The organism is Haloparvum sedimenti (assembly GCF_001462205.1).
Lineage (GTDB): Archaea > Halobacteriota > Halobacteria > Halobacteriales > Haloferacaceae > Haloparvum > Haloparvum sedimenti.
Genome location: NZ_LKIR01000093.1, coordinates 7,796 through 14,235, shown reverse-complemented (window position 1 = coordinate 14,235; position 6,440 = coordinate 7,796). Strand labels below are relative to the sequence as shown.

The 6,440-nt window shown below is 58.5% G+C and carries 6 protein-coding genes; 5 read left to right on the top strand and 1 reads right to left on the bottom strand.

Annotated features, from left to right (window positions below):
* Nucleotides 1-642 (bottom strand): helix-turn-helix domain-containing protein (locus AN233_RS16360; protein WP_176696649.1); only part of this gene is annotated, 642 nt, incomplete at its 3' end.
* A 220-nt stretch (nt 643-862) separates the two neighbouring features.
* On the opposite strand from AN233_RS16360, the gene AN233_RS16355 reads away from it, so the two are divergent.
* The 5 genes from AN233_RS16355 to AN233_RS17945 all read left to right on the top strand — a co-directional run.
* On the top strand, nt 863-2,587 hold the full coding sequence (locus AN233_RS16355) for an adenine deaminase C-terminal domain-containing protein (protein WP_080508378.1): 1,725 nt from the start codon (nt 863-865) through the stop codon (nt 2,585-2,587).
* 17 nt (nt 2,588-2,604) lie between these two features.
* Nucleotides 2,605-4,281 carry a transposase gene (locus AN233_RS17950; protein WP_058365913.1) on the top strand — a complete coding sequence of 559 codons (1,677 nt, stop codon included), beginning with the start codon at nt 2,605-2,607 and terminating at the stop codon, nt 4,279-4,281.
* Nucleotides 4,282-4,777: 496 nt separating this feature from the next.
* Entirely contained in the window at nt 4,778-5,359 is a 582-nt protein-coding gene (locus AN233_RS05970; protein WP_058365912.1) for a DUF7342 family protein, read from the top strand.
* Nucleotides 5,360-5,362: 3 nt separating this feature from the next.
* Complete coding sequence (locus tag AN233_RS05965) at nt 5,363-5,821, top strand: hypothetical protein (protein ID WP_058365911.1); 459 nt, start codon at nt 5,363-5,365, stop codon at nt 5,819-5,821.
* A partial coding sequence (locus tag AN233_RS17945) for a phage integrase SAM-like domain-containing protein (RefSeq protein WP_245626025.1) occupies nt 5,818-6,440 on the top strand: 623 nt, incomplete at its 3' end. The genes AN233_RS05965 and AN233_RS17945, both read left to right, overlap by 4 nt.

The window sequence follows — 6,440 nt, the reverse complement described above, 5'->3', positions numbered from 1 at the left end:
GCCGAGTTCGTCTGCGACCGCGCCGAGTGATACCCCCCGCGGCGTTTCGTAGTATCCAAGCTCAACAGCCGTCTCAATCGCGTGGCGCTGGTCAGGGGAGAGAGCAGTCTGCGAGACATCAACCGTCGACCACAATGAAGGGGCTCCAGCTTGTTTCAACGACAGGCTGACGCCACTCGGCAGTCCATCTTGAAGACGGTCGAAAATCTCCCCACCAGAAGCATCACCGGGGAGAAGGACGCGCCACTCGTACACGTTTCTCCGCCGTCGTGCGTCGAACAGTGGTCCTTCGCCAATCGTTCGGGTGACGAGGTGCGGGACGGAGTGACAGTACCGCCCGCCAGAGGTGTACGCGTACACAAGGAGACTCTCGGTACCGTCCTCGATCACCTCGTACTCGGTCTCGTAGCTACAGTTTGGATGCTCCCCGAGACACTCGTTGCATATCGTGGTGTCTGTCACGACCGCTTCCAATCGATTCAACGTCTCGCTTGAACCCACAAAGCGGTCGACGCGCCACAATCCCGTGTTGGATACTGAGACGCGTAGCGCACGACCGATGAGATCCGGATTGTCGATGAAAATATCCATCACTGGATCGGCTCCACGGTCGTACTCAGCGGACAAGACGTACTCGCGCATATGCAATCTCATAGTCGAACAATCAAACAGCTTTCGCACGCCTACAGATGAAACTGCGGGTGTCGTTGCGTATACGCAATTATAACGTTAACTACCAACCGAACAACCTCTCTGATATGCACGACGCTACCACCAACAATAGGACGATCGACCGCTGTGGAACGCTGAAACCCATAGTGAGCGAACTCTCGAGAAACCGAATTTCGGGAGGGCCAGGCAGATGAATCCGCTTCAAGCCGTTGCACTCGGAGAGTCGAATGCCGACCTCGTCATCTCAGGTGGAGACGTACTGATTCCTGAGACGGGCGAGTTGTCTGCACGTGACGTCGCCATCAAAAACGAGCGAGTCGCAGCGCTTCCCACCGATGCGACGCCGATCATCGGGGAAAACACGACGGTTCTCGACGCCACAGGGCAGGTCGTCACGCCAGGATTCATCAACGCCCACGTACACGTTGATTCCTTCCAGCCGTTCGAACAGACGTACCACTATGCACTCGCGGGGGGGACCACGGCCGTCGTTACCGAAACTAGTGAGTTCGGGAGTAGCTTTGGCGCGGCTGGTGTCCGCCACCTCCTCGACGCGACGGCCGAGCTACCCGTTGCGGTCTTCGCGACCGTGCCGCCACAGCAGTTGTTCGATCTCTTCGACCCCCAACGAGCTGACGAGACAGCCACGGACGAACTCGTCGACCTGCTCACAGTCGAGCGAGTCGTCGGCGTCGGAGAAACCGCTTGGGTTCAGATAGTCGGACGTGACTCGCCGTCCGAGGCGTTATACGAACGCGCTCAACAGGAGAACAAACGGATTGGAGGGCACGGGACAGGGTGTTCGGGTGACGAACTGACGGCGTTCGCATCGGTCGTCACGAACGACCACGAGGCCATTTCGACCGAACAGCTGATCGAACGGCTGGAAAACGGGATACACGCCGTTGGGCGATACGGATCGTTCCGGGATGACATCGGGATACTGGCAGACGCCTATCAACAAATCGGCTCGCATGAACTGTCGCTCTCAACTGACTGGATCTGGCCTGAGGATATCGTCGATGATGGCTACATGGACGCAGTGATTCGCCGCGCTATCGAGGAGGGCGTCGACCCAGCAGACGCAATCCGAATGGCGACGCTCAATCCTGCTCGTCACTTTGGTCTCGACGGACGCGGCTCGCTCACTCCTGGCCATATCGCCGATATCGTCCTTCTCGATGACCTCGAAACAGTCGAGGTCGATACCGTGGTCAGCGGTGGTGATGTCGTTGTTCGTGACGGAGAACCACGCGTCGAGCCCCGACCACATGAGTATCCAGAATCGTTCTGTAACTCGGTGAACGTCGAACTGAACGACGTACTTCACGTTCCCGAAACCGCAGCGACGGAAGGTACCGTGAGAGCGATCAAACACGAGCACGGACCGATATCGAGCGAAACAACAGTTGAACCACGAGTCGAGAACGGAAAGCTCGTTGCTGCACCCGAACGAGACGTACTCAAGATTTCGCTCCTAGACAGGCAGCCAGAACACGATGAAACAGGGTTTACTGGGTTCATCACCGGGCTGGGCCTTGAGGAAGGTGCCGTTGCAACCACTCACACATGGCAAACACCGGGACTGGTCGCTGTCGGCGCAAGCGACGACGCGATGCAAACTGCGGTCAACCAAGTTGCCGAAATGAACGGTGGTTGGGCGGTCGTCGGTCAGGACTCGGTTCGAGCGACGTTCCCGACTCCGATTGGGGCACGGTGTGCAGATCGAGAGGTGACCGAAACTGCGGAGGCGTTCGGCGAGATCGAAGCCGCCGTCAATGAACTCGGGGCGGCAGGCGGTAATCCGATGCTCGCACTCCAGTCACTATCGTTTACTGGGGTGCCGTCCCTTCGGATGTCCGTCTCGGGATACGCGAACGTTCTGACTCGTGAGACAGTCGGGCTCACAATATAGTACGTCTGTGTCTCGTAGTGGTTTCGACGCCTGTATCTCGCCGAACGGTCTTTCGACGGCTCGCCCAACGTTCTTTTGTCGAGTGGCCGGTGTATGATTCGACATCGCTGTACGATCGAACCTCGCTTGCCGGATTAGAATCTGATGTCCGGACGGTCTCGGAGATGTGGTTCGGCTCCGAGAGCCATAACTCGGTCGTGGAGTTCGTCTGGTCACTCCCGCTTGCCTACTTCCGGTTCGACGCTCACGACTGCTATGGAGGGGCGACACGCTTTCAGATGGACACTCTCTTTCGGGTGTTCGTCCTGAAGGAACTCCACGGGTGGGACCACGAAACACCCTTGGTCGAGTATCTCGATTCCCACTCCAACCTCTGCGAGGAACTTGGATTGGACACGGTGCCAGACCAGTCAACGCTGTGGCGCAGCTGGAACAAACGCTTCACAGCTGACCTTCGCGAGACGGTCGAGGCCGCTGCTCGAACGGTCCTGATTAAAGCCCAGAACGAGGGCGTCGACGTTCCCCGTGAACCGGAGCGAAAGCTTCGACACCGCCTCGACGATTCTGACGAACCGAAACCCGACGATCTGACTGTCCTTGAGCAGGCGGAGAAGCTCACTGACCACGTCAGTCGCGTCGTCTTTCCCGCCTTCTCCTTAGACCGTGACGAGGGCTGTGAGATACACGAGAACGCATATTGGGACCTACAAACGTATCTGGGCCTCCGAGAAAACTTAGCCGCCAACGAGGGCGCTCGCAGCTTCACCTACGAATCGACTAGAGAGCGAACACCACTGGGCCACGCTCATCGTGAACACCTTCGAGACCTCTCCATCGAACAGATTCGGGAAATGTACCGACAGGCTATCGGCCGATTATTGGGCGAGGCGGCGGAGACGGAGGAGTTCTTTCGAGCTGGTATCGTCGCCATCGACATCACCGAAGCCGAGCCGTTCACAGGCGACCGCACAGGCCATGAAGACGAGATTCTCGGGACCAAAGAGCAGAGCGATGAGTACGCCTATCAGTGGGCGACGGTGCAGTTAGTCGGCAATGCGGTCCCGATTGTCCTGGACGCTCGTCCTGTACGTAGAGGCGAGAGTCGCTTGGAGATTGTCGAAGACCTGCTCGACTCGGCTGAAGAACTCGTCAACGTCGACAATGTGCTGATGGACCGGGAGTTCGACAGCCAACACGTCCTAGAGATGGTCAGCCAACGCGAGCTCACGTACGTCGTTCCGAAGCGGATGCAGACCAGCGAGAAGGCCCAGGCAAAGCGGTTACTCCAGCGCGATCAAGATCGGTACGAGACGGACCGTAAACTCCATCTCGGCAAGAATGAGTGGCACGAGACGACGCTGATCTATCGGCGAAAAGAGGACTCAGACCACGACGATCACCGTCAGTTTTCGGTGTTCATGACGAACCGAGGGAGCGGGCACCTCACGGAGTACGGCTACCGGTGGGAAATCGAGAGTGGGTACAGGTCGATTAAGCGATTCATGGCCGCGACGACATCGAAAAATTTCGGACTCCGCTTCTTCTACTTCGCGTTTGCGTGTCTCCTGTACTCGATTTGGCGAGCGGTTGATTTGCTCGTCCAGGTCGAGTTGACAGGTGAGTACGAGCATTCGCCGATCGTGACGGCTGATAACACATTGACGCTGCTGAAGAAGGAAACTGGGATCGGATAGCAGGGCCCTCACTCCTGGGTGAGCGCAGATTCCCGAGTGGCAACGCTATCGAGAATCTCAGGAAAACGACTATCTGGTTGTTAGTACGACAGGAAGAAGCGAACGAAGGGTGATCTGAAGCAACTTCTGTTCACTGATTCGGCTGAAAACACTCATCATAGGCCCGCTAAACCCGGTGTAGTCTCAACTTCCAGGCCCGATATTATGTATAGCGACATACGATATACATTCTACTGTAATTCGGATTTCCGGCGCTAAGAGACTCTATACCCCGAATTCTCCCGATGGCTCGAATACTACAAGTGGTCCTGATTACGCCGGTAATCACGACCACTTTGAAGTACCCCGACGCCGTCCGGTAAGCACGAATGCTGCAACCGCCTCACGACGGCGCTTCCCCCGGGGTAGAACTGCCAAGAACGGGGTTTGAGATTTCTCTGACTCTCCTCAGCCGAGGTCGAGGCGATGGCGAAGAAACGCATTCGATATAGAACTAATGACCTCAACCTATATTAAGATAAAGCGCGAACGGTGTTGTATGTCCGAAGACGAATCGAACTCCGAGGGCCTGATGGAACGCCAGACCACGGGTGAAGACCGCGTGAGGATGACCGCCCGGCAGCTTTCGGAGCCTCAGACGGCGAACTGGATCGCCTCGGAAGCGGGCTGGTCACACGAGCCGACCAAACGCGTCCTCGATCGGCTCGTCGACGATGGCATCCTCCACCGTGACGAAAGCGGGACTCACACCACGTATTACCCTGATTACCGCCGCCAAGCAATGCAGGAGGCGATGCGGCTTCGAGACAGCGGGCACACTGTCGAGGAACTCACGGACCGTCTCGCCGATATGAAGACGCAGATTCGCGACTGGGAGAATGAATTCGAGGTCGAGTCACCGAACCAGCTTCGCGGGACGCTCGCTGACGAGTCTCTTGACGCTGAGGAGGAAGATCGTCGCCGTGAGATTGCCCGCGAGTGGGAGCACCTTCAGCGGCGTATCCAGATCGTTGGCTTCGCCATCCGCGAATGGGACTTCCTCGCTCCGACGACAGAGCCCGCTGAGGCCAGCAGCTAACGAATGTCGGTCCCGCATCCAGGTGGTGATCCGAACGCGAACCTCTACACCCAATTGAAGCGGGACGTCCTCGACCGTGTTCCCCAGATCACGGCCGTCGAGTACGTTCCTGACGATATCGAGGCCAAGCAGCTGCGGGCGATTTTCGATCCGGCCCGTCTGGATCCCCCGACAGGCCCTGATTCGCCGGAGCTGACCGTCAAGTGGTATCGGCAGGACCCTCACGATTGGTTCCGTATCAACTACACCGACCCGAACACGGGCTTTCACGCCGGCTGGCACCAGGACGAGGACCATCCCGATCTCGGACGGGCGCATTTCCAGTACTCAGTCGCCGATACGGAGGATCGCTGGGAGATTACATTCGAACACGAGACCCCTTCCCTGGTTCTCTGGGAAATCGTCGAAGAGCTCCTCGAGGACGTCCGTCCGACCTACCAGTACGCGAACGAGGAACCATGACACCCCGAGAACGCGCCGATCAGTCACTCAAGAATTTCTTCGAGCGCTACCTCCAGGATAAGGGGAAAGGCCGCGGTGGCGACGGCGGGAACTACCGACGTAACGCTGCACGCGAGCTCGAGCGGTTCGCCGAGTGGGCCGCCGGCGACCGCGGCGCCGACGACTGGACCGGGATCGTATCCGACGACGTCGACCAGGAGCCCACCTTCGAAGACCTCGATGAACGCGTCTTCCGGGAGTACGCCCGGCATCTCGCCGGCGATCGCGGGCTCAAACAGAATACCGTACAAACCTATTATCGCTATATCTCCGCGTGGTGCGGGTGGTGCGTCAACGAGGGATATCTCGAAGCCCATTACGCGCAGCGGGCGAGTGCGATGGCGCCGCTGCCGGAGGACGACGGTCGCAAGCCCGGTGATCAGCAGGCCTGGACGTCCGAGCAGCGCCACGCCCTGACCCGGTACGTCGACGAGCGAGCCCGTGACGCCATCGAGACGTTCACCACACTCCCGGGGGATACTGACCCTCTTGACAGACAGCGAGCGCGCTACGCGGCGCTGAAGGCGGCTCGTGACCGGGCGCTGGTGTTCGTTCTCGCGTACACCGCTGTCCGCGTCGG

Bases quoted from the DNA above. Each gene is read 5' to 3' on its own strand.
- AN233_RS16355 (WP_080508378.1), top strand. From the start codon at position 863: ATGAATCCGCTTCAAGCCGTTGCACTCGGAGAGTCGAATGCCGACCTC.
- AN233_RS05970 (WP_058365912.1), top strand. From the start codon at position 4,778: ATGACCTCAACCTATATTAAGATAAAGCGCGAACGGTGTTGTATGTCC.
- AN233_RS05965 (WP_058365911.1), top strand. From the start codon at position 5,363: ATGTCGGTCCCGCATCCAGGTGGTGATCCGAACGCGAACCTCTACACC.